Origin of the sequence: Microbacterium sp. SLBN-146 (assembly GCF_006715145.1) — a bacterium.
In the GTDB taxonomy this organism is placed as follows: domain Bacteria; phylum Actinomycetota; class Actinomycetes; order Actinomycetales; family Microbacteriaceae; genus Microbacterium.
Genome location: NZ_VFMR01000001.1, coordinates 1,097,283 through 1,117,544, shown reverse-complemented (window position 1 = coordinate 1,117,544; position 20,262 = coordinate 1,097,283). Strand labels below are relative to the sequence as shown.

The 20,262-nt window shown below is 69.1% G+C and carries 17 protein-coding genes; 9 read left to right on the top strand and 8 right to left on the bottom strand.

The window, feature by feature from the left end; all coding sequences use genetic code 11:
- Positions 1 to 30: 30 nt before the first annotated feature.
- From FBY39_RS04880 to FBY39_RS04865, 4 genes are read left to right on the top strand one after another with little or no spacing between them, the layout of a single operon-like run.
- Positions 31 to 1,824: an ABC transporter ATP-binding protein gene (locus FBY39_RS04880; RefSeq protein WP_141930670.1), complete on the top strand. Its 1,794-nt coding sequence runs from the start codon at positions 31 to 33 to the stop codon at positions 1,822 to 1,824.
- Positions 1,821 to 2,645 (top strand): energy-coupling factor transporter transmembrane component T, encoded by an 825-nt coding sequence (locus tag FBY39_RS04875; protein ID WP_186336919.1) that lies wholly within the window; start codon positions 1,821 to 1,823, stop codon positions 2,643 to 2,645. The genes FBY39_RS04880 and FBY39_RS04875 overlap by 4 nt, the downstream gene beginning before the upstream one ends.
- Before the next feature lie 46 nt (positions 2,646 to 2,691).
- The gene (locus FBY39_RS04870; protein WP_141930669.1) at positions 2,692 to 3,576 is read left to right on the top strand and encodes a siderophore-interacting protein; all 885 of its coding nucleotides are present in this window, start codon (positions 2,692 to 2,694) and stop codon (positions 3,574 to 3,576) included.
- Complete coding sequence (locus FBY39_RS04865; protein WP_260837447.1) at positions 3,573 to 4,184, top strand: ECF transporter S component; 612 nt, start codon at positions 3,573 to 3,575, stop codon at positions 4,182 to 4,184. The genes FBY39_RS04870 and FBY39_RS04865 overlap by 4 nt, the downstream gene beginning before the upstream one ends.
- Before the next feature lie 160 nt (positions 4,185 to 4,344).
- On the opposite strand, the gene FBY39_RS04860 is transcribed toward FBY39_RS04865, so the two are convergent.
- Both FBY39_RS04860 and FBY39_RS04855 read right to left on the bottom strand, forming a co-directional pair.
- The gene (locus tag FBY39_RS04860) at positions 4,345 to 5,508 is read right to left on the bottom strand and encodes an acyl-CoA dehydrogenase family protein (protein WP_141933902.1); all 1,164 of its coding nucleotides are present in this window, start codon (positions 5,506 to 5,508) and stop codon (positions 4,345 to 4,347) included.
- 159 nt (positions 5,509 to 5,667) lie between these two features.
- Positions 5,668 to 6,894: a M15 family metallopeptidase gene (locus FBY39_RS04855; RefSeq protein WP_160132935.1), complete on the bottom strand. Its 1,227-nt coding sequence runs from the start codon at positions 6,892 to 6,894 to the stop codon at positions 5,668 to 5,670.
- Between the two features lie 122 nt (positions 6,895 to 7,016).
- Between FBY39_RS04855 and FBY39_RS04850 the strand changes: the two genes are divergently transcribed.
- Complete coding sequence (locus FBY39_RS04850; RefSeq protein WP_141930665.1) at positions 7,017 to 8,108, top strand: Rv2578c family radical SAM protein; 1,092 nt, start codon at positions 7,017 to 7,019, stop codon at positions 8,106 to 8,108.
- A gap of 392 nt (positions 8,109 to 8,500) precedes the next feature.
- On the opposite strand, the gene FBY39_RS04845 is transcribed toward FBY39_RS04850, so the two are convergent.
- Both FBY39_RS04845 and FBY39_RS16580 read right to left on the bottom strand, forming a co-directional pair.
- Positions 8,501 to 10,654: a DEAD/DEAH box helicase gene (locus tag FBY39_RS04845; protein ID WP_141930663.1), complete on the bottom strand. Its 2,154-nt coding sequence runs from the start codon at positions 10,652 to 10,654 to the stop codon at positions 8,501 to 8,503.
- 616 nt (positions 10,655 to 11,270) lie between these two features.
- Positions 11,271 to 11,489: a hypothetical protein gene (locus tag FBY39_RS16580; protein ID WP_141930661.1), complete on the bottom strand. Its 219-nt coding sequence runs from the start codon at positions 11,487 to 11,489 to the stop codon at positions 11,271 to 11,273.
- A 261-nt stretch (positions 11,490 to 11,750) separates the two neighbouring features.
- On the opposite strand from FBY39_RS16580, the gene FBY39_RS04835 reads away from it, so the two are divergent.
- Positions 11,751 to 12,371 carry an antibiotic biosynthesis monooxygenase gene (locus FBY39_RS04835; protein WP_141930660.1) on the top strand — a complete coding sequence of 207 codons (621 nt, stop codon included), beginning with the start codon at positions 11,751 to 11,753 and terminating at the stop codon, positions 12,369 to 12,371.
- A 30-nt stretch (positions 12,372 to 12,401) separates the two neighbouring features.
- Here the strand turns inward: FBY39_RS04835 and FBY39_RS04830 are convergent, their stop codons facing one another.
- The 3 genes from FBY39_RS04830 to FBY39_RS04820 all read right to left on the bottom strand — a co-directional run bounded on the left by FBY39_RS04830 (position 12,402) and on the right by FBY39_RS04820 (position 17,386).
- Complete coding sequence (locus FBY39_RS04830; protein ID WP_260837446.1) at positions 12,402 to 15,995, bottom strand: efflux RND transporter permease subunit; 3,594 nt, start codon at positions 15,993 to 15,995, stop codon at positions 12,402 to 12,404.
- A 150-nt stretch (positions 15,996 to 16,145) separates the two neighbouring features.
- Positions 16,146 to 17,117 (bottom strand): DNA topoisomerase IB, encoded by a 972-nt coding sequence (locus tag FBY39_RS04825; RefSeq protein ID WP_141930658.1) that lies wholly within the window; start codon positions 17,115 to 17,117, stop codon positions 16,146 to 16,148.
- Positions 17,117 to 17,386, bottom strand: a complete 270-nt coding sequence (locus FBY39_RS04820) for a Rho termination factor N-terminal domain-containing protein (protein ID WP_141930657.1) — start codon at positions 17,384 to 17,386, stop codon at positions 17,117 to 17,119. Before FBY39_RS04820 ends, FBY39_RS04825 begins: the two co-directional genes overlap by 1 nt.
- 215 nt (positions 17,387 to 17,601) lie before the next feature.
- On the opposite strand from FBY39_RS04820, the gene FBY39_RS16515 reads away from it, so the two are divergent.
- On the top strand, positions 17,602 to 17,766 hold the full coding sequence (locus FBY39_RS16515; protein ID WP_186336918.1) for a hypothetical protein: 165 nt from the start codon (positions 17,602 to 17,604) through the stop codon (positions 17,764 to 17,766).
- An 80-nt stretch (positions 17,767 to 17,846) separates the two neighbouring features.
- Here the strand turns inward: FBY39_RS16515 and FBY39_RS04815 are convergent, their stop codons facing one another.
- On the bottom strand, positions 17,847 to 18,644 hold the full coding sequence (locus tag FBY39_RS04815; protein WP_141930655.1) for a TipAS antibiotic-recognition domain-containing protein: 798 nt from the start codon (positions 18,642 to 18,644) through the stop codon (positions 17,847 to 17,849).
- Between the two features lie 135 nt (positions 18,645 to 18,779).
- Between FBY39_RS04815 and FBY39_RS04810 the strand changes: the two genes are divergently transcribed.
- Positions 18,780 to 19,646, top strand: a complete 867-nt coding sequence (locus FBY39_RS04810) for a DUF4097 family beta strand repeat-containing protein (RefSeq protein WP_141930653.1) — start codon at positions 18,780 to 18,782, stop codon at positions 19,644 to 19,646.
- Entirely contained in the window at positions 19,646 to 20,260 is a 615-nt protein-coding gene (locus FBY39_RS04805) for a PadR family transcriptional regulator (protein WP_141930652.1), read from the top strand. Before FBY39_RS04810 ends, FBY39_RS04805 begins: the two co-directional genes overlap by 1 nt.
- Positions 20,261 to 20,262: the final 2 nt, after the last annotated feature.

The window sequence follows — 20,262 nt, the reverse complement described above, 5'->3', positions numbered from 1 at the left end:
ATCAGCCGCCCCTCTCGATCAGGACCCACCGTGACCGCACCCGAGCGTGACTCCCCCGTCACCGCCGCGACGGTCGGCGCTCCGCTCGTGCGGGTGCGTGACCTCGCGATCCGGTACGAGGGGACGGATGCCGCGATCCCGGCCGGCGCGACCTTCGACATCGCGCCGGGCGAAGTCGTCCTGCTCCTCGGCCCGAGCGGGTCGGGCAAGTCGACGCTGACGTTGGCTCTCAACGGGCTCATCCCGCACGCCATCCCCGCGGAGCTCTCGGGATCCGTCGAGGTCGCGGGGCTCCGGACGACGACGTCGACGGTCGCTGAGCTGTCCCCCCACGTCGCGATGGTCTTCCAGGACCCCGATGCGCAGCTCGTGACCGGCACGCTCCTCGACGAAGTCGCGTTCGGTCCGGAGAACCTGCGGATGCCGGTGGTCGACGTCCTCGCGCGGGCGGAGGACGCCCTGCGCCGTGTGGGCCTGTGGGAGCGCCGCGCCGAGAACCCCGACCGTCTGTCGGGCGGAGGGCGGCAGCGCCTCGCCATCGCGTGCGCACTCGCGATGGGATCCCCCCTCCTCGTGCTCGACGAGCCCACCGCCAACCTCGACCCCCGCGGGATCGAGGAGGTGTACGCGGCGCTCGCCGAGCTCGTCGCTGCGGGTGACCGGGCGATCCTCCTCGTCGAGCACAACCTCGACGCCGCCGTCGGCTTCGTCGACCGTGTCGTCGTCCTCGATCACGCGGGCCGCGTCGCGGCGGACGGCCCCGTCGACGCCGTGCTGCGCCAGCGCGCCGACGAGCTGCACGACATGGGTGTGTGGCTTCCCGTCTCGACGCTCGCGGCGCTCCGCCTACGCCGCGCGGGCTACGCGCTCGAGCCGCTTCCCCTCACACCGGCCGAACTCACGACGGCGCTCGAGGCCGCGGCATCCGTTCCCGGTCGGACGATCGCGCCGATGTCGGAGGATGCGGGCGATATCGTCCGACAAAAGGCCGATTCTCCGACCGTGGTGCGCGAGCGGACGCCACTCATCGCCGTGCGGGGCCTGCGGGTCCGACGGGGACGCACCGACGTGCTGCACGGGATCGACCTCGACGTCGCGGACGGCGACTTCGTCGCGATCGTGGGCGCCAACGGCGCGGGCAAGACGACACTGCTGCAGGCGCTCGCGGGCGTCGTCCCCGCGCCGCGCGGCACGGTCCGGCTCGGGACGATCGATGTCGGACGAGCGGATGCCCGCACCCTCGCTTCACGCATCGGGTTCGTGTTCCAGAATCCCGAGCACCAATTCATCGCGCATTCCGTCTTCGACGAGATCGCCCACGGCCTGCGGCGTCAAGGACTCGCGGAAGATGAGGTCCGCGCGCGGACGATGACGCTCCTCGACCGTTTCGGACTGCGTGACAAGGCCGACTCCCACCCGTTCCTCCTCTCGGGCGGACAGAAGCGGCGCCTCTCGGTGGGAACTGCGCTCGTCGCGGGCGCTCCCGTCCTCGCCCTCGACGAACCGACGTTCGGGCAGGATCGAGCGCGCGCAGACGAACTCCTCGCGCTTCTGAAGGAGCTCAACACCGACGGCACGACCATCATCGTCGTGACGCACGACATGCAGCTCGTCACCGAATACGCCGATCGGGTCGTCGTCATGCGTGACGGCCGTGTGCTCCGCGAAGGAACGACGAGCGACGTGTTCGCCGACGAAGAGTTCATCCGCGAGGCGGGGCTCCGGACCCCACCGCTCCGGCGAGCGCTCGCGGGTCTGACACGGCATCCGGAACTCGCGAACGTCGTCCGCCTCGCAGACCTGCCGTCGGGGGGTGCCCCGTGACGACGGCGAGCCTGACGACCATCGACCCGTACGCCGACCGCTCGCGTATCCCCTCGTCGCGATTCCTCTACGGACTGAACCCGCTCGCGAAGCTCTTCGCCCCGCTTCCCGTGATCGCACTCCTGATCTTCGTTCGGGATGCCGCGACCCCGGCCGCCTTCCTGGCGCTCGCGTACGTGCTCCTCCTCGTGGGTGTGAGCTTCACGAGACTGCTCGCCGCGGTCCTCGTCGCGCTTCCCGCCGCCGCCGTCGTCATCGGGCTGGGGTTCGCGCTGTGGACCGACGCATCGCTCGTCGACGAGACGGCCGTCGCCTGGCGGATCGGCGGCTGGACGATGTACGCCGGCGCACTCGAGATCGGATTCGCGACGGGCCTTCGCATCTCCGCGATCGTGGGACTGACGCTCATCGCGGGCCTCTCCACGACGGGTCCCGACCTCGTCAGGTCGACCGTGCAGCAGCTGCGCGTGCCCTATCGCATCGGGTACACCGCCCTCGCGGCGTTCCGGTTCGTCCCGCGCTTCCGCCACGAGCTCGACGTCATCCGGCAGGCCCACCGCGTCCGCGGATCGCACGGCGGGCGCGGACCGTTCGCCGCGATCGGGCGCTGGTTCGGCTACGTCGTCCCGCTCATGGCGGGCGCCATCCGTCATGCCGAGCGCGTCGCCCTCGCGATGGACGCCCGCGCCTTCGGCGCCCATCCCGACCGCACGGAACGCCACCTCGTGTCGTGGCGCGTGCGCGACACCGTTTTCGTCGCAGGCTTCCTCGTCGTCTCGACTGCGATCCTCGTCCCCCTCTTCCCCTGGGGTCTCGCGTGACGCCGCGTCGCGGCATCCTCTCTCCCCCACCTCGAAAGGACCGCTCATGGCGCAGGCCAGCCGGCTCGTGAAGCCCGAGACCCAGGAGCTCGTGCACGCGCGCGTCCTGCGCACCGAACGGCTCTCTCCGCACTGGATGCGCGTGACACTCGGCGGCGGCGAGATCGACAGGTTCCGGCCGATGGGCTTCGACCAGTGGTTCCGCATCTTCTTGCCCCTAGGCGGCGACGAGGGCCTCGACCGGCTGCCCGCGAAGGCCAACAAGCTCTTCGGCTACCTGAAGTATCTGCGCATCCCCGACGGCGTGCGGCCCGTCATGCGCAACTACTCGGTCCGCCAGTACCGGCCGGCCGACGGGACGCGCGGCGCCGAACTCGACGTCGACTTCGTCCTGCACGGATCGGCCGCCGAGGGAACCGCGGGGCCCGCCTCCCGATGGGCCGAGACGTGCGAACCGGGCGAGAGCGTCGTCCTGATCGACGAGGGACTCGCCTTCAACCCCGAGCGCGGCACGGAGCGGGTACTGCTCATCGCCGATGAGACCGGGCTCCCCGCCGTGTCGTCGATCTGCGCATCGCTTCCCGAGACGGCGACGGGTCTCGCGATCATCGAGATTCCGGACGCCGCCGACGCCCTCGACTTCGCGCGTCCCGCGGGCATCGATGTGCGCTGGATCGTCCGGGATGCCGCGGCGAAGCCCGGCGAACCCGCGCTCGCCGCCCTGACGGGCCTGTCGTCGAAGGAGTTCCCCGGCAGCGACGTCCACGCGTACATCGTCGGGGAGCAGGCCCTTCCGACGGGAGCCCGTCGACACCTCATCGCGGAGCGCGGAGTGGACAAGAACCTCGTCAGCTTCTGCGGCTATTGGCGGATCGGCGCCGCATCACCGACGCCGAAGTCGCAGACCGCAGGTGCGGAGGCTCACGCGTGAGCGGCTACGCGGGTCCCGAGGATCCGGGCTCCGTCGCGGGCACGCGGACTCCTGCACGCCGAGGGATGAACAGCGTCTCGACCGCGTACCTCCTCACGTGCGCGGCGATCGGGGTCGCCGCGAGCATCGTCCTCGGCGGTGCGTGGGTGCTCTCGTCGGTGCTCTTCGTGACGCTGCCGGTCGTGTCCGTCGCGATCGCGGGGGTGTGGCTCATGCCCGCCGTCGTCGCCCTCCGGCTCCTCCGCCGCCCCTTCGCGGGACTCCTCGTCGGACTCATCTCGGGGCTCGTGCTGGCGCCCTTCTTCACGATCGGCGCCGTGGGCACGACGCTGTGGTGGGCGCTGTTCCCGGAACTCCCGTTCCTCGTGACGCTCTACCGTCGCTGGTACACGTGGATGCACTACGCCGGCGCGGTCGTCGTCGGCGTCGCGTACCCGATCTTCGCCGCGGCATCCTTCGACCTGTGGACGTTCCCGCTGGCGCTTCAGATCGCGTTCTTCGCCCTGACCCTCGCGAGCTGCCTCGGAGGCACCTGGCTCGGCATCGTCATCGCCGACCGCCTGCGCCGCACCGGCGTCGCCCGGCTCGCGCGGCGACGCGACGTGTAATGCGCGCCGGTGTCGCGCGGTCGGCGTTCAGAATTCAGTCTGCGCGCCTGGCCACCCGCAAGTGCACACCCGTAATGTCGCGTGCGGAGCCGCGTAGCACCATCGTGCAGACTGAATTCTGAACCGCGATACGACGCGAGCACGTCACGCGGCCTGCTGACTACCGCTTGCCGGCGAGCTGCCGGCCGACGATCTCGCGCATGATCTCGTTCGTGCCGCCGTAGATGCGGTGGACGCGCGCGTCGAGGAACGCGCGGGCGATCGGGTACTCCGTGATGTAGCCGTAGCCGCCGAAGAGCTGCACGCACGTGTCGAGCACGTCCCACTCGCGCTCGGTCGCCCAGAACTTGACCTTGGCCGCCTCTTCGGCCGACAGCTTGCCGTCCTTGTAGGCCAGCAGGGCGCGGTCGATGTAGGCCCACAGGGCGTCGACGGTCGTCGCGACGTCGGCGAGGCGGAAGCGCGTGTTCTGGAAGTCGATGATGCGCTCGCCGAACGCCTCGCGCTCCTTCGTGTACGTGATCGTCCACGTGAGGGCGGCGGCAGCAGCGGCGGCTCCCGCGACGCCGATCGACAGGCGCTCGAGCGGGAGGTTCATCATGAGCTGGACGAAGCCCAGCCCTTCCTTGCCGCCGATGAGGTTCGCCTCGGGCACGAAGACGTCGCTGAACGAGAGCTCGGCGGTGTCGTGGCCGTGGAAGCCCATCTTGTTGAGCTTCTTGCCGTGGTCGAAGCCCTCCATGCCATTCTCGAGGATCAACAGGCTGAAGGCGTCGGGCCGCGTCCCCTCGCCCGTCTTGACGAAGGTCACGACGATGTCGGCGGTCTTGCCCGACGAGATGAACGTCTTCGCGCCGTTGACGATGTAGCCGCCGTCGACCTTCTTCGCGGTCGTCTTGATGCCGCGGAGGTCGGACCCGGCGCCCGGCTCGGTCATCGCGAGGGCGCCCAGCACCTCACCCGTCGCCATTCCGGGCAGCCACTTCTGCTTCTGCTCGGGCGTCCCCATGTGCACGAGGTACGGCACGGCGAGATCGTCCTGAATGCCGAAGGCACCCGCCAGCGAACCGGCGCCGGCGAGGATGATCTCCTCGTTGACGACGGCACGGAAGCGATAGTCCTGGAGCATCCCGGCACCGCCGAACTCGTCCGGGACGGAGAGTCCGATGATGCCGGCGTCTCCCGCGGCGCGCATCGTGTCGCGGTCGATCTCGCCCGCGGCATCCCACCGCTCGATGGCTTCGTTCGTGACGTATCGCTTGATGAACTCCTTGACGACGTCGCGGAACGCCTCGTGGTCCTCGTCGTAGATGTCGCGCTCCATGAGCTGCGTCCTTTCCCGTGGATCTCCGGCGGGGCCGTAGGCCTCATCGCCGTTGGCGAGTCTAGTCACCGAGACGGGATACCGGACACCGATGTGGCATTCCATCCCACGATCCGCGGAACTGAGTCTCGGGATTTGTGGGATGCCTCCAGCCCGGCCTCAGCCGTCGTAGTGCGGCGCCTCGGGCAAGCCGAAGAACGCTTCGAGCGAGTGCCAACCACCCTCGTGGTACGCGCGAGCGAGTTCGGGTCCGACGTAGCGGAGGTGCCACGGCTCGGGGAGGAATCCCGTCTCGGACGTCGCGCCTTCTTCGTAGCGGACGATCCAGCCGTACTCCCATGCGTGCTCGGCGACCCACGCACCCTGCGGCGACGCCGCGAGGTCGTCGATCGTTCCGCACACGTCTGCGCAGGGCACGACGTCTGCCGCGAGGCCCGACTGGTGCTCGCTGTGGCCCGGCCGGGCACTCACGAGATCGGCCTGTTCGAGGCCCTTCGTTGCGACATGACCCTCGTAGTTCGCGGCCTGTGTCGCGTACGAGCGGAAGCCGCTGCCGAGTCCGAGCTCGCCGGCGCCCGCGGCGCGAGCCCCGTCCGCGAGCGCGGTCAGGGCGGCCGCCGCGTCGGTCCGCAGAACCTCGCCGTAGACGTTCGGCACCGACGCGGGTGCCGCGAGCTCCGCGGGAGCGTAGTCGACGGGCGTGTACGGGCGCAGTTTGTCGACGACGACCCACGTCCGCGCGGGATCGTCGAGGCGCACGCAGGGTGCGAGCCCCGTCGCGACCTTGGCGCGGAATCCGTCCGGTCCGTCCATCGCGGCGATGACGGCCGCCTCATCTCCCGTCGCGAGCGCGTCGGTCACAGCCGGAAGGGAACACGGGTCGTCGACGGCGCCGGCGGCGGGGACCGTGCCGGTCGACCCCGCGGTCGGGCCGAGGACGGGACCCATGAGCGTCGACGGCGCCTGGATGGTGACGTCGAACGTCGGAACTTCGCGCGGAGACTCGGCGACGATCGGGGCGGGCGCAGGGGCCATCGCCGCCGTCACGATTGAAGCCGACCCGAGGACGAGACTGCTCGCGGCGGCGATCGCGACGACAGGCGCGAGGCGCGCGAAGCGGCGGACCCGGGCGTGTCGCGCGGGGCTGCGGCGGCGTTCACGGCCGGGGATGAGCGGCACCGGATGCGGGTCGGCGTAGACGAGCGGGGGCGGCGGCGGACGGAAGATCGCGGGGGTGGCCATCGGCGTCTCGGCGTCGCGCGCCTGCCGCAGCGCGCGCCGAGTGACGGGTGCCGCGGGCTCGGAGGTGCCATCGACGACCACGTCGTGCATCGCAGGGCGGGCACGACGGAACGGAGGCAGCGCAGACGGCTCGGGTACCGGCATCGAGTCCATTCTCTCCTGATCCGGCCTCCGAATGCCATGAGAGCACTCTCACAAGAGTTCTGTGTACGATGCTGACGCGTCACCGTCTTGACATAGAGTCGAATATCTGTTCCCCTGATGGTATGCGTTGGCAAGGTCAGCAGTTGGGCGTTCCGGATGCCGCGGCCCTCCCCGGCCTCGAGCACCTGAACGGTCTCGTGCGTTCGGTCACGACGCCCGAGTTCGCCGACATGACGTTCCACGAAGTGCTGTGCAAGACCGCGCTGAACCACGTGCCGTCGGCATCCGCGATGCCCTTCGACTGGACCGTGAATCCCTACCGCGGATGCAGTCACGCATGTTCGTACTGCTTTGCTCGGGGGACGCACGAATACCTCGAACTCGACGCGGGCCGCGACTTCGACTCGCAGATCGTCGTCAAGGTCAATGTCGCCGAGGTGCTCCGCCGCGAGCTCGCGCGGGGCGCGTGGCAGCGCGATCCGGTGATGCTCGGGACCAACACCGACCCGTATCAGCGGGCCGAGGGCCGGTACCGGCTTATGCCCGGCATCGTGTCCGCGCTGACGGACTCCGGCACTCCGTTCTCGATCCTCACGAAGGGAACGATGATGCGGCGGGATCTGCCGATGCTCGCCGATGCCGCGGCATCCGTCCCCGTCTCCCTCGCGATGTCGATCGCGGTGTTCGACGACGCCCTGCAGAAGGCCATCGAGCCCGGAACGCCGTCTGCCACCGCACGACTCGAGACCGTGCGGGCCGCGACCGAGGCGGGCTTCCGTGTCACGGTCTTCCTCATGCCGATCATCCCGCACCTGACCGATTCGGTCGCCGCGATCGACGATGCGCTCCGGCGCATCAAGGATGCCGGCGCGGTGCGCGTCGTCTACGGCGCCTTGCACCTCCGCCCTGGTGCGAAGGAGTGGTTCCTGCGGTGGATCGAGCGCGAGCATCCCGAACTCGTCTCGTCGTATCGAGGCCTCTACCCGGGGATGTCGGCGACGGCCCCGAAGGCCTACCGGTCGTGGCTCGCCAAGCGCGTCCGTCCGCTGCTGCGGGTGCACCGCCTCGACGGCCACGAAGAAGAAGACGCGCCGCGGCGGTCTGCCGTGCCGGGCCTGGCGTCACGGGCGAACACCGCCGCCACAGTTATCACGACCTCACGCGGCCGGGCAGCCGTCCGCCCTCCGCAGGATGCCCCCGCGATGCTGTTCTGACCCGCCGCGCTGCCACCCGCCTCGGTCCGCTCGGTCCGGCGCGAGCCGGCGCGAGACTGCACCCTCCGGCCACCCGCGTCCGCGAGACTGCACCTCCCGACCGAGACAGCACCTCCCGACCACCCACGCCTGCGAGACTGCACCTCCCAGCCGAGACAGCACGACGTGGGTGCAGTCTCGGCCGGAGAGTGCAGTCTCGGGCCCAGGCTGTCACGGGCCGCGTCGGCCGGACCGGGCCAGCCCGTGCCCGCGAGACTGCAGCCTCCGGCCACCCGTGTCCTCGAGACTGCACCCTCCGGCCGAGACAGCACGGCGTGGGTGCAGTTTCGGCCGGAGGGTGCAGTCTCGCGGTCAGGCGGGTGGCGGGTGGCGGGGGCGGGGGCGGGTGGCGTTCAGGCGGTGGGGTCGACCTGGCGGCCCGAGATCTCCTCGATGAGGTCGTCGCCCACGCGGACGTCGTCGAAGGGGGCGTCGATCTCCGCGCGCTCGAGGAGCTCCGTCATCCGCCGACGACGCTGCCGGGTCACGAGGGAAACGACCGTGCCAGAGCGGCCCGCACGGCCCGTTCGGCCCGAACGGTGCAGGTAGGTCTTGTACTCGTCGGGGGCGTCGGCCTGGATCACGAGGTCGATGTCATCGACATGGATGCCACGGGCGGCGACATCCGTCGCGACGAGCACGTTCACGCGACCAGACGTCAGCCGCTCGAGGTTGCGCGTGCGTTTGGCCTGATTGAGGTCGCCGTGGAGCGCGACGGCGTGGATCCCCGCGTCGTCGAACTGCTCCGCGAGCATCTCGGCGTACGCACGAGTCCGCGCGAAGACGAGGGTTTTCCCCTCGCGATCGACGAGCGACGTCAGGATCTCGGCCTTGTCGCGGTGATCGATGACCAAGACGCGGTGCTCGATCGTGCCCGAGTCCTGATCCTCACCGGCGACTTCGTGCACAGCGGGCTCGACGAGGAACTCGTCGACGAGCGCAGCCACCTCGCGGTCGAGCGTCGCCGAGAACAGCAGCTTCTGCGCGCCGTCCGCCGTCAGGCGCAGAATGCGCTGGACCGGCTCGAGGAATCCGAGGTCGCACATGTGATCGGCTTCATCGAGCACAACGATGCGGATGTCGGACAGGTCGAGCTTGCGCTGCTCGACGAGATCCTCGATGCGACCGGGCGTTCCGATGATGATGTCGACGCCCTTCCGCAGTGCGCCGACCTGTCGACCCTGCGGGACGCCGCCGTAGATCTGGGTCGTGAAGAGACCCACACTGCGGGCGATCGGCTGGATCGTCCGGTCGATCTGGAGGGCGAGTTCGCGCGTGGGGGCGAGGATCAATGCCCGGGGGCGGCGTCCGAACTCTCGGCGCTGGCCGCCCTGTGCACGCAGGATGCTCTCGACGAGCGGCGCGCCGAAGGCGATGGTCTTTCCCGATCCGGTGCGTCCGCGCGCGAGCACATCCTTGCCGTCGAGGATCACGGGGATCGTCGAGGCCTGGATGGCGAACGGCGCGGTCGCACCGAGGTCGGCGAGCGTCCGGACGATGTTCTCGCCGAGTCCGAGGTCGCCGAACGTCACGTCCGCGACGTCGGCGGCTTGCACCGCCTGCGCCTGCAGACGCTCGTGGACGACGTCGGCCTGCTGCTCGTAGGAGCGATCGCGGACGGGGGCGGCGTTCCAGTCCGAACGGCCCGGACGCCCACCGTCGCGCTGCGACGCACGGTCATCCCGACGCGGCGCACGGTCATCACGGCGAGGAGCACGGTCGTCACGACGCGGCGCCCGGTCATCTCGACGCGGCGCACGGTCATCACGCGAGAACGAGCGCGAGCGGTCATCGTCACGACGCGGCGCCCGGTCGTCTCGACGCGGCGCCCGGTCGTCATCACGGCGGGGAGCCCGGTCGTCACGCGAGAACGAACGCGAACGGTCGTCATCGCGGCGGGGGCGATCGCCGTTGCGGGCGGTGCGGTCGAATCCCGACCCACGGCGCTCTTCAGGGCGGTAGGACGGACGCGCATCACCGAACGTCCGGCGGTCGTCGCGGTCGACGCGGTCCATGCGGGTGACGCGATCCTCGCGCGGGGGACGGGCACCGCGGGGTGCGTCGACGTCCCGACGGGTCGGCCGGGCATCCCGGTCGGTCCGAGCGCGATCGGCGCCACGTCCGCCGTAGCCGCGGTCGGGGCGGCCGTACGAACCCGAACGCTCGTCCGAACGCGGACCATCCGCGCGACGCGGCCGGTCAGCGCCGTCGACACGGGGCCGATCGACACGGGGCCGATCGACACGTCCATTGGTGCGGATGCCGCGGGCCTCATCGCGACCGGCGCGCTCTTGAGCCGTCCAGCGGCGCTTCGCGGGAGCTTCCTCCGACTCGGCACGATAGCCGCGGTGGCCGGGGCTCTTGCTGCCCGGCTTCTGTGCGGCGGGTCGGCCACCGGCATCCGATCGCTTCGTGCGGTCGTGGTAACTCGTCTTCTTCTCGCCGTAGCGGGGCTCGAAGTTCTTGCCGGCGCGGCCACCGGCCGGCTTCTTGTTCTTGGGACTCATGGTCTCTCCGAAAGTTCTCGCACGAGAACAGCGCCCGCGCGCAGGCGGGGACGACCCGGGCGGATCTTCGGCCGGGGGCCATTCACAGTGATGGTCATGTGTGCCGGACGGCACTCACCATCGGCCCCTGGGACTCACAAAGTCTTCGCTCGTGTCATGCACGCAGCGTCGTCCAGAGCCGACTGTGCCAAGATACCGCGCCACCGCTGGGAGAACACCGTTCGCTGTCGAGTCTGACTGCGCTACCCTTAGCTGTGTCGGTGAGTGCCGTCAAAGCTGGGGAGTTCTTGTAGCCACCGGCGACGCTCTCTACGACGAGCCGGCCTGGGGAGGGCGGGTCAACTCGTCGTGGGTGGTTGCCGTTAACTCGACGGTGACCTCGTATGACCATGATTGCGCCTGTGGAACATCTTCTGCGCCTCTCCCAACCCGCGGAGGCGAGGGCACGCCCCTCAGCGACTTCGTCATACCCGCCTGCCCGCCAGTCGCCCGCAGGCGCAACGCACCGCCTCGGCTCGCTCGCGACCGGGGCGCTGGTCATCGGGGTCCTGATCGCGATCCTCACGACCAAGGACTCCATGTGGTGGACGCTGCACTTCTCGCAGCTCGGCACCTTTCACGACTTCTCCGCACGCGCCTTCAACACCACGGTCATGACGTCGGGCGCGATCCTCGTGGCGTACGGTGCCGTCATCGGGGTCGATCTGCCCAAGAACATCGGTGTACGGCGAATCACCTGGATGCGGATCTCCGTTGCTTCGGCCGGCGCGCACTTGATGATGGTCGGCCTGATCCCGATCCCCGTGAGCCCGCCCATGCACGACATGGCCGCCATCGGACTGGTCCTGTCTTTCCTCTCTCTCGTCTCGTCGAGCGTCGGCTGCCGACTGCTCGCCGTCCGCTACCGCCGTTTCGCCGTCGTCGGCGTCGTGATCCTCGTGTCGGGCATGGTGCTTCTGATCGCCGGCGTCATCACGCTCGCGTCCTATGAAGCAGTGGCGTTCTCGACGATGGGTGTCTGGCTTCTCCGCGTGCCCCGCGCCTTCGGCCGGGTGCCGGCAACATCCACGTCATCTGCACGATCCACAATGAAGGAATGCCAGACGACCCCCAGCCGCATCCCATCACCGTCGCGATTGAACGACGGATCGACCCGACCCGCACTGCTGAAGCCACGAGCTGGATGCAAGCCGGTACGGATCTCGCCGCGGGTTTCACGGGCTTCCTCGGTTCCGGATGGGTCCGCGCGGGAGAGGGCAGCGACCTCTGGTACATGCTCTACCGGTTCCGCGACATCCCGACGCTCGAGGCGTGGGAACAATCCTCGCCTCGCGCCTGGTGGCTCGATTCGGGGCGCGCGTTCGCGAGCGAGGTCCGCAGCGAACGCCGCACGGGTATCGAGGGGTGGTTCGACGCACCTTTCGCGACGCACGTCGAAGCGGGAACTGCAGGTAGCGCTGGTCCGCCCGCGACGGGCCCGATCCAGCGTCCGGTTATCGCGCCGCCCCGGTGGAAACAGGCGATAACGATCTGGCTCGGCTTCTTCCCGACCAACCTCCTGGCCTCGTGGGCGCTGGGCTTCCTCCCGGGCTTCACCGACTGGCCGCTCGTCCTGCGGATCCTGCTCGCCACGATCCTGCTGACACCCGTCATGACGTATCTCGTTCTGCCATGGGTGACACGGATGCTCCGCCCCTGGCTCCAACGCGGCGCCTGACGTCCCCGACCCCGAGGTCAGGGACGGTCGTCATTCACTGCGGTGGTGGTGCCCGTCCTCGTCATCCTCGGTCGCGGAGTCGAGTTGCTCCGCGGCCTCGTCCGGCTCTGGCTCGACGTCTTCGGTCTGGACGGTCTCAGCGTGCTCGTCGCCGGCGACGCCATCGAGCGTCTCGTCCGTCTGTGTGACGGACTCGTCGGTCGCCACGGGCTCCTCGGTGACCACGGCATCCGTGAGCTCCTCGGCATCCGCGTGCTCCTCGGCATCCGTGAGCTCCTCGCCATCCGCATGCTCCTCGGCATCCGTGGCGTCCGCGACCTCGTCGGCGCCCGCCGGCTCGTCGGTGACCGCGGACTCAGCCGCAATCGTCGATTCATCCGTGACGTCCGTCTCGTCGCGCTCGAGCACGGCGACGCCCGCCGCTGCTGCGGCCTCGCGTCGACGCAGCTCGCGGCGGGTCTCAGGAACTCGAGGCGCGTCGACCCGGTCGACTGCCTCACCGGTTCCCGACGCTTCTGACGACCCATCGGCCGACCCCGCCCTGCGCGCCCGGCGCTCGATGCGGCGCTCTTTCGCACCCTCGACGAGGTTGAAGAGCGTCGGGAGCACGAGAAGCGTCAGTACGGTCGACGAGACGAGTCCGCCGATGACGACGATCGCGAGAGGCTGCGAGATGAAGCCGCCGTGTCCCGTGATTCCGAGCGCCATGGGAGTGAGCGCGAAGATCGTGGCGAGTGCCGTCATGAGGATCGGGCGAAGTCGTCGGGACCCTCCCGCGACCGTCGCGTCGTGGGTCGACAGACCCTTCTCGCGGTAATGGTTGACGAGGTCGATGAGGACGATCGCGTTCGTGACGACGATGCCGATGAGCATCAGGACGCCGATGAGCGACGCGACGCCGAGCGGAACCCCCGTCGCGATCTGCAGCAGGATCGCTCCCGTCGCGGCGAACGGCACCGAGACGAGCAGCAGAAGCGGCTGGCGGAGCGACTTGAAGGTCGCGACCATGACGATGTAGACGATCAGGATCGCCGCGAGAAGTGCCAGCCCGAGCTGCGTGAACGCATCGCTCTGCTGTGTCACGACACCGCCGAGCGCCGCGTCGGCAGAGGCAGGCAGCTCGGCATCTTCGAGCGCCGTCGTCACCGAGGCGGATGCCGTCGCCAGGTCGTCGGTCGAGGGGGTCACGGTGACGGTCGCCGTGCGCTGGCCGCGCTGCGTCGTGATCGACGTCGGGCCCTCGCTCTCTTCGACCGTCGCGACGTCGGACAGAGGGATGGGTCCCGTCGCCGACGGGACCGTCAAGGCACGGAGTTCGTCGAGCGTCGCGGGCGTCTGCGAAGCCGCGAGGTAGACCGTGAGGGCCGTGTCGTCGATCTCGACGGACCCGATCCGCTGCGGCTGCATCGTGTTCGAGACGAGCGCGCCGACCGCGACCTCGGAGAGGCCCAGGGCGGCCGCCCGATCGCGGTCCACCTCGACGGCGATGTAGGGGAGCGACGCGGAGAGGTTGCTCGACACCTGGCCGACGCCCTCCTTGCCCGTGACGGCCGCCACGACGGCATCCGACGCCTCCCGCAGCGTCTGCGAGTCGGGTGCCGTCACGTCGATCGCGATGTCGGTCGAGCCGAACCCTCCGCCGGATGCCGCGATCGTGATCTCGCCGACGTCGTCGAGGTCGGCGACGGCCTGCTGAACGTCTTCGCGCAGCTGCACCTGATCGGCGTCGGGGTCGGTCGTGATCGAGTACGTGATGCCGCTGCCGCCGCCCGAGAAGGCGTCGCGCAAGGCCGATCCGCTTGATCCGATCGAGACCTGCACCGTCTCGATGCCGTCGACGTCGGCAAGCGCGGCCTCGACCGTCTCGGCCGCGGCCGACTCGGCGTCGAGGCTCGGAGCGGCACCGATCGTCTGCGTCATCGTGAAGGTGTTCTGCCCGGAGTCGCCGAGGAAGTTCGTCTTCATGAAGGGAGCCGCGAGAACGGTCCCGCCCAGCACGAGGACGGCGATGAGCAGCGTCACCCAGGAGTGGCGGAGCGTCCAGCCGAGGATCGGGAGGTACCCCTTCTGCAGTCGGCTCGGCGGCGCATCGGGCTGCTCGGGGTCGATGACGCGGCCCTCGGAATCGAGGATCGGCTTGCCGGGCCGAAGGAACCAGTACGCGAGCACGGGGACGATCGTGAGCGCGACGAAGAGGGACGCCACCATGGCGATCGTGATGGTGAGAGCGAAGGGCCGGAACAGCTCGCCCGTGATATCGCCGACGAAGGCGATCGGCAGGAAGACGGCCACGGTCGTGATGGTCGACGACGTGATCGCCGTCGCGACCTCGCGCACGGCAAGGAGGATCGACGCCTTTTTGTCGGCGTCGCCGACGTAGTGCCGCTTGATGTTCTCGATCACGACGATGGAGTCGTCGACGACGCGACCGATCGCGATCGTGAGGGCACCGAGGGTCAGGATGTTGAGCGAATAGCCGAAGGCCTGGATCCCGATGAAGGTGATGAGCACGCTCGTGGGGATCGAGATCGCCGTGACGAGTGTGGATCGCACCGACAGGAGGAACACGAGGATCACCAGGACCGCGAAGACGAGACCCAGCATGCCCTCGACGGCGAGGGTCTCGATCGAGTCCTGGATATAGGGCGCCTGGTCGAAGACGACGGTGAACTCGGCCCCCTCGAGACTCGTCTCCAGGTCGGGGAGCACCGCGAGGACGCCCTGCGAGACGTCGACGGTGTTGGCGGCGGGGAGCTTGGTCACGGCGATCGTGAGCGCGGGCTCACCGTCGACGCGTGAGATCGAGGTCACCGGATCCTGCGTCTGCTCGACGGTGGCGACGTCGGCGATCGTCACGAGGCCGGAGCCGAACTGCGCGGCATCCGTCGGCACGAGCGGGAGGGCCGACAACTCGCCGACGTCCGTGATCTTGGTGCCCGTCTGCACCGTCAGCGTCTCGTCGTTCTCGGTGATCTGGCCGCCGGGGAACAGCACGCCGTTCTGGTCGAGCGCGTCGCGGATCGACTGCTGCGAGAAGCCCGTCTCGGCCAGCCGCGCCTCGTCGGGCGTGATCGTGATGCGCTGACCGATCCCACCGACGATCTCGGCGGCGTTGACGCCGTCGACGTCTTCGAGATCGGGGATGACCGTGGACTCGAGCTGGGCCTGGATCGCCTCGGCGTCGTCGTATCCCGACACCGCGACCTGGATCACGGGGAAGTCATCGATGCTCGCCGAGAGCACGTTCGGCTCGACCCCGTCGGGCAGCTGGCTCGAGATCCGGTTGATGGCCTGCGTCATCTTCTGCTCGGCGGTCGCGAGATCGGTGCCGTAGGTGAACGACGCCTGCACGATCGACGCGTTCGTCGTGCTGGTCGCCGTGCTCGTTTCGAGGCCCGGCACCCCCTGGATCGCCGCTTCGATGGGGCTCGACACGTCGTTGTTGACGACCTCGGGCGACGCGCCCGGGTAGCTCGAGACGACGATGAGGGCGGGGAACTCGATCGACGGGATGAGTTCCTGCTTGAGGCTTGTGAGCGCGATGCCTCCGAAGATCGCCGCGACGATCGTGATGAGAGCGATGAGGGCGCGGTTGCGCAGGCTCAGAACGGCGAGGTTCGACACGGCTGCCTTTGAGGACGGTGAAGGGATGCCGCGGCCGCTGCGAGTGCTGTCGCTGCCGCGACGATACGGACGTGTATCGAACCTCAGTATTCCACGGTGCTCCCTGGGACACCGCCGACAAACGAAAGCTGTGGAGGGATGCCGCGGCCGTCAGCGCTCGCGCGACGCGAGGAGCAGCCGGAGCCCCGACACGGGCTCGAGGGAGAGATCGATCACATCGCCCTTCGCGTAGCGCGCGAAGATCCGGGGGTCCACGTAGCTCGCGCGCGCCACGGCGACGGTGTTGCCGAGCACCTCCGCCGTCGCCGCGACAGCTGCCCTCTCGGCCTCCCGCCGCTCCTTCTCCGTTGCGGCGGGCCCGTGGCGGGCCAGGGTCTGCGCGGCGATGGCCGTGCCGTGGAGCGTCCGAAAGTCCTTCGCGGTGAAGGATCCGCCCGTGATCTCTCGGACGTACGCGTTGACGTCGGGCGGACGGAGTGCCACCCGACTGCGGCCGTCGCGGTAGGCCAGGAGATGCGCTCCGGCGCGACCCTGCGACAGCTCCGTGACGACACGCGCGAGGTCATGGTCCTCGACCTGCAGGCTCGCCCGCTGTCCGCTCTTGCCCGGGAAGGACAGGGCCACGAGGGGCCCGTCGACGGACACGTCCCTGCGCTGCAGCGTCGTCAGGCCGCGGCTTCCGTGGCGCTCGAAGTACCTCGCCGAACCGACGCGGGGTGCCACCGTGTCCAGCAGACGGAACGCGGTGGCCAGAACGCGATCCTTGTCGAGTTCGTCACGCCGCAGAGCGACGGTGACGCGTCGACGAGCAGCCGGGAGCACGCCGGCGAGCGCGAGTGAACGGGCGAACTTTCCGCGGTCGCGGCGCTGTCGCCACAGCGGATGGTAGAGGTACTGCCGACGTCCTGCCGTATCGGTGCCGACCGCTTGGATGTGCCCCTCGGGGTCGGCGCAGATCCACACGTCCTGCCACGCGGGCGGGATGACGAGGTCGTTGATCCGTTCGCGGTCCCCCTCGTGCACTGCGCCGCCGTCGGGGCAGAGGTAGCGGAAACCCGACCCGGCGCGGACGCGCTTGATGCCTGGAGCCGTGCCCGGTGAGACGCGCGAGAGCCTCGCCATCAGTGGTCGCGCAACATCAAGATGAGTTCGCTCTTGCGCTTTCCGGAGTACCCCGAGATGCCGAGCTCCTTGGCACGCCCGCGCAGCTCCGCGACCGTCCAGTCCTCGTAGTCGCCGGCCTTGCCGCCACGCTTGCCGACCGTCGCGCGCCCGTCACGGGCAGCCGCGTTCGAGATACGTGCGGCCTTCTCCTTCGACGCTCCGTCCTCGCGCAACTCCTCGTACAGAGCCGGATCCTTCAGACTGTTGGAGCCTCTTCCTCCGGGCATGGCATCCTCCTTCGAGTGCGAACGTAATCCGCGCTCCGCACCACGATGAGGGGCTTGACAGGAGTGACGGATGGCGCAACGCACCGCTCACCTAGCACCTTGTCATCACGGTGCGCAAGCCCTGTGCCGCGAGCAGGCCGCCGTGGAAACCTGTGTGAACCACCCGTGCGGTGTGCGGTGCGTTCGCACGCATCGCTTATCAAAGGAGGACTTCCATGAACATCGCGTTGATCATCATCATCGTCGTCGCCATCGTGCTCGCGATCGTCGGAGGACTCGGCGAAGCCCTCAGCTGGCTGCTCTGGGTCGCACTGATCGTCGGTGTGATCGCCCTGATCGCCCTGTTGTTCCGTCTCATCAGCGGTAGCCGACGCGTCTGAGCCGGCGCCACCGTGTCCAGGCGGTGGCGCGCAACAGCGGGATGCCGCGACCCACTCCCCGGGTCGCGGCATCCGTCTTTTCATCCGTCCTGGAGATTCCGCTCCGCGTAGACGCGCAACGCGTCGCGGACGAACCCGGCACCTTCGGTCCCCCCGTGGCGCGTCGCATAATGCGCGCCGAAGCGCTGATCTGCGACATACATGTCGCCGAGACCCGTGAGGTATCCGGCGAGATCAGCGCCCCTCGGTGTGCCCGGGGCGGATGCGAGCCACTGGACGTGGCGCTCCGCCAGGGCTTGCGCCTCCGGGCCATCCGGCGCCTGAGCGCTCTCCGCCGCCGCGATCCAGTCGCGTGACAGCGCGCTCCCGCGCTCCTGGAACGCGGATCGGTCGTCTCGGCTCAGTCCGCGCCACCACCGATCGGCGGTGCCATACGCGTCAGCACCCCACCGCTCCTCCACCTCCGCCTTGTATGCGGTGTGGTCGAAGCCGTCGAACATCTTCTCTGCCATAAGTCGTTCACCTCCTCTCACAGCCGTGATCGTCGATTCGACAGACGCGATCTGACGCGCCAGCCGTGTCTGTTCTCCCCGCAGCCACTCGAGATGCCGCTCGAGGGCCTCCGCCTCCGATCGATGGCGCGAGAGCACCTCGCCGATCGCAGGAAGACCGAGCCCCAGGTCGCGCAGGAGAAGGATCCGCTGGAGCCGCAGGAGCGCTGCGGCGTCGTAGTGGCGGTATCCGTTGCGTCCGGTGCTCGACGGCGGGAGCAGACCGATGTCGTCGTAGTGACGCAACGTGCGGCTCGTGGTGCCGGTCAACCGCGCGATCTCCTGGATCGACCACTCCTGCTGGTCGGCGACGGACGTTGTGTTCATGCGTACGACGGTAGAGGTTGACGTTGCGTCAATGTCAAGCGCCATCCCGGGATGCTTCTTGACCAGAACGCGATATATCGTGTTAGAGTGACGCACGCGATATATCGCGAGTAGTCCATCAGGTCAGGAGGAGACATGAGCTACGAGAAATGGGTCGTCCACCCGGGCGAGACGCGCGTCATCGACATCGAGGACGTCCGCACACTCAAAGTGGGACTCATCGGCGGACAGATCGACGTCGTTGCCCACGATGAGCCGGGCGCCCGCATCGAAGTCCACGGCGTCACGATCAAGGATCTTCGCATCGAGGTGAACGGCGACGCGGTCGAGATCGACCACCCGCAACTTCGCTGGGACAACTTCCTCGAGGTGTTCCGCAACTTCACCGCGGGCGGCCCGAAGGCGGAGATCAGCGTCGCTGTTCCCCGTGCGGTCGCACTCACTCTGGGAGTCGTGTCGGCGAGCGCGCTCGTCTCGGGACTTCAGACGTCGGCGACCCTCAACACCGTCTCCGGCGACATCATCGTCGACGGGCTCGGCGGCGACCTCACGGTCAATGCCGTCTCGGGCGACGTGCAGGTGCGCGAGCTCGACGGAGCACTCAATGCCAACAGCGTCTCGGGCGACGTCGCCGTGACGGGGACCGTGCGCAAGGCGACGGTCGACTCGGTCTCCGGCAGCGTCCTCGTCGACGCGCGCGGCCCGATCCGGTCGATCGGCCTCAACACCGTCTCCGGCAATGCGGCGATGCGGCTCGACGACGGCCTCCCGGCCAACTTCGTCGTGCGAAGCGCCAGCGGACACGTCCAGATCGACGGCGTCGTGCGCTCGGGCCACGGCACCGGGCCGACGACGAACTACAGCGGCGCCGCGGGCGAGCTGAGCGGCACCTTCGTCGATGTGCGCGTGCACACGGTCTCCGGTGACGTCACGGTCTTGCGGCGCGGTGTCGGCGTCACCGACGCACCGCCGGCAGGCGCCATCGACGAGGAGGAATGGTGATGACCCCGGTCTTCTCGCACGGCGATCTGCGCCTTTATCTCCTGAACCTCCTCGATGAGGGCCCCCGCCACGGGTACGACATCATGCAGGCGCTCTCCGATCGCACGGGTGGAACGTATACCCCGAGTGCCGGCACGGTCTACCCGCGCTTGGCGAAGCTCGAAGAGGAGGGCCTCGTCACGAAGTCCGTCGACGGCCGCAAGACCGTCTACGAGATCACCGAAGCGGGCCGAGCCGAAGTGGCATCCCGCGCCGCCGACCTCGAGGGGATCGAGGCCGGACTCGCCGACAGTGTCCGCCTCATCGCGGAGGAAGTGCGCGGCAGCGTCCGCGAAGCGATGAAGAGCCTCCGGGCCGATCTCGCCGCATCGAGCCGCGACGAGCGCGCGCAGGCGAGCGCGGCTCCGCCGTCGGCATCCGACGACGCACGCGTACGAAGCCGTGAGCAGCTGCACCGCGCCGATGCGCTCGTGAGCCAGTTCCGCGCGAGCGTGCGCAGCGACCTGCGCACCTTCGTCGCGCGAGGCGGCGAGCTTGCGGCATCCGTCGTCGACGACCTGGAGAACGCGCTCGACGATGCCATGAAGGCGATCGTCCGCGAACTGCGCGGCTGAGG

What these genes read in the sequence shown, in the direction of transcription:
- FBY39_RS04870 (WP_141930669.1), top strand. Translation starts at nt 2,692, where the DNA reads ATGGCGCAGGCCAGCCGGCTCGTGAAGCCCGAGACCCAGGAGCTCGTG.
- FBY39_RS04860 (WP_141933902.1), bottom strand. Translation starts at nt 5,508, where the DNA reads ATGGAGCGCGACATCTACGACGAGGACCACGAGGCGTTCCGCGACGTC.
- FBY39_RS04855 (WP_160132935.1), bottom strand. Translation starts at nt 6,894, where the DNA reads ATGCCGGTACCCGAGCCGTCTGCGCTGCCTCCGTTCCGTCGTGCCCGC.
- FBY39_RS04850 (WP_141930665.1), top strand. Translation starts at nt 7,017, where the DNA reads ATGCGTTGGCAAGGTCAGCAGTTGGGCGTTCCGGATGCCGCGGCCCTC.
- FBY39_RS04845 (WP_141930663.1), bottom strand. Translation starts at nt 10,654, where the DNA reads ATGAGTCCCAAGAACAAGAAGCCGGCCGGTGGCCGCGCCGGCAAGAAC.
- FBY39_RS16580 (WP_141930661.1), bottom strand. Translation starts at nt 11,489, where the DNA reads ATGGCGGCCATGTCGTGCATGGGCGGGCTCACGGGGATCGGGATCAGG.
- FBY39_RS04835 (WP_141930660.1), top strand. Translation starts at nt 11,751, where the DNA reads ATGCCAGACGACCCCCAGCCGCATCCCATCACCGTCGCGATTGAACGA.
- FBY39_RS04825 (WP_141930658.1), bottom strand. Translation starts at nt 17,117, where the DNA reads ATGGCGAGGCTCTCGCGCGTCTCACCGGGCACGGCTCCAGGCATCAAG.
- FBY39_RS04820 (WP_141930657.1), bottom strand. Translation starts at nt 17,386, where the DNA reads ATGCCCGGAGGAAGAGGCTCCAACAGTCTGAAGGATCCGGCTCTGTAC.
- FBY39_RS16515 (WP_186336918.1), top strand. Translation starts at nt 17,602, where the DNA reads ATGAACATCGCGTTGATCATCATCATCGTCGTCGCCATCGTGCTCGCG.
- FBY39_RS04815 (WP_141930655.1), bottom strand. Translation starts at nt 18,644, where the DNA reads ATGAACACAACGTCCGTCGCCGACCAGCAGGAGTGGTCGATCCAGGAG.
- FBY39_RS04810 (WP_141930653.1), top strand. Translation starts at nt 18,780, where the DNA reads ATGAGCTACGAGAAATGGGTCGTCCACCCGGGCGAGACGCGCGTCATC.
- FBY39_RS04805 (WP_141930652.1), top strand. Translation starts at nt 19,646, where the DNA reads ATGACCCCGGTCTTCTCGCACGGCGATCTGCGCCTTTATCTCCTGAAC.